1 protein-coding gene is annotated in these 1596 nt (G+C 65.9%); it reads right to left on the reverse strand.

What is annotated here, in order from left to right; genetic code table 11:
- Window positions 1–94: 94 nt before the first annotated feature.
- On the reverse strand, window positions 95–1417 hold the full coding sequence (locus AB0G14_RS35625; protein ID WP_357705204.1) for an IS110 family transposase: 1323 nt from the start codon (window positions 1415–1417) through the stop codon (window positions 95–97).
- Window positions 1418–1596: the final 179 nt, after the last annotated feature.

The following is a 1596-nucleotide window of genomic DNA, read 5'->3' on the forward strand; positions in this document are numbered from 1 at the left end:
TCTGACCGGAAAAACAACCGTAGGTGGGCAGGCGGCAGCGTCGGGGCGGAGCCCCGACGAGGGTTTCTGTTCTTGTCGGCTCGGTGTTGTCTGGTCAGGCCGGGTTGAGTTGGACGGTGTGGCCGAGGGCTTCGAGCTGGCGGATGAGGCTGCGGGTCTTGCGGTGCTTGTTGATGTGGGTGGTGTAGTGATCCGGGCCGAGGTCGATGAACCTGGCGGCCGGGTCGGCGAGGATGTGCCAGACGATGGTCAGGATGGATCTGGCGATCGCGACCAGGGCTTTGGCCTTGCCGCGGCGTTTGACCAGACGTCGATAGCGTTCGCCGAGGAAGGTATCGGTGCGGGCGGCCGCTGCCGCGGCGTCGCCGAGCACGCTTTTGAGGTAGGGACTGCCGTGGCCTGTTGGTCCGCGGCGGGTCTTCGGCCCGGACTGCATTGTGCGTGGGGAGAGCTTCGTCCAGGACACCAGATGACCTGCCGTGGGGAACTGGGCCATGTTCCCACCGGTCTCCGCGATGATGATTTGAGCGACCCGAGGCCCGACACCGGGGATCTCGTCGAGCCGTTCCAGAACCGAAAGGTGCGTGGCTGCGGGAGAGCCGCCCGTATCGGTGTGGGCAAGGGGGAGGGCGACGATGAGCTGGTCGATGATGACGGTGAGCTTGTCGATCTCGGCATCGAGCGCGTCGATCTGCCGCAGCAGAGTAGCCGCGATCGTGGCATGGTGGTCGTCGAAACGGCCGGTCAGTGCTTCCACGAGCGCGGCGCGTTTGACCCGTAGCTTGCCCAACGCCAACTCGGCCAGCTTGTGCGGATCGCGCTCACCGGCGACCAGGGCGTCGATCATCGCGCGTCCGGACAGCCCGAGGAAGTTGGTGGCCACAGACGAAAGCTTGATCAGCGCGTCTTCCAGCAACTTCTCCAGGCGCAGCTTGTAGCGGGTCCGGTCGGCGACGAGGTCGTGGCGCAGGCGGGTGTAGTCGCGGATGTCCCGGATCGGCTTCGGCGGCACGAACGACGGTCGCAGCATCCCACGCTCGTTGAGCTTGGCCAGCCAGACCGCGTCGAGCTTGTCGGTCTTCGGCCGGCCGGGGACCTGCTTGACATCGTTGGCGTTGACCAGCCACACCGTCACGCCGTGCGCTTCCAGGATGTAGTAGAACGGCCGCCAGTAGTCACTGGTCGACTCGAGTACGACGCGTTCGATCTGATCGGTGATCAGTCGCTGGGCCAGCGCGCAGATCTCGTTGGTCGTGGACGCGACGTCCCAGACCAGGGTGATCCTGCGGTGGGGCTGAGTCGGATGCGGCAACCGGGTGCAGACCTTGCCGGATGCCTTGGCCACGTCGATGGCCGCGACCCGGCTCAACCGGATCTCATGGTCGGGGTCGTGGATCTCTTCGGGTTCTCGTGACATGCCACCGGGCTCCATACAGGCAGAAGGGGGTGGGAGGTCGCCCGTGGGCCACGGTCGGGAACCGAGAAATCTGACCGGCGTGCTCGAAGCAACAGTGTGCGACCCATCCAGGTCGGGCCCCGCGCCAGACTCGTTAACGGCCTCAAGTGCCAAGATCCCAGCGGCGTCGGCGGGCGACC

Origin of the sequence: Micromonospora sp. NPDC023814, assembly GCF_040639595.1 — a bacterium.
GTDB lineage: Bacteria > Actinomycetota > Actinomycetes > Mycobacteriales > Micromonosporaceae > Micromonospora.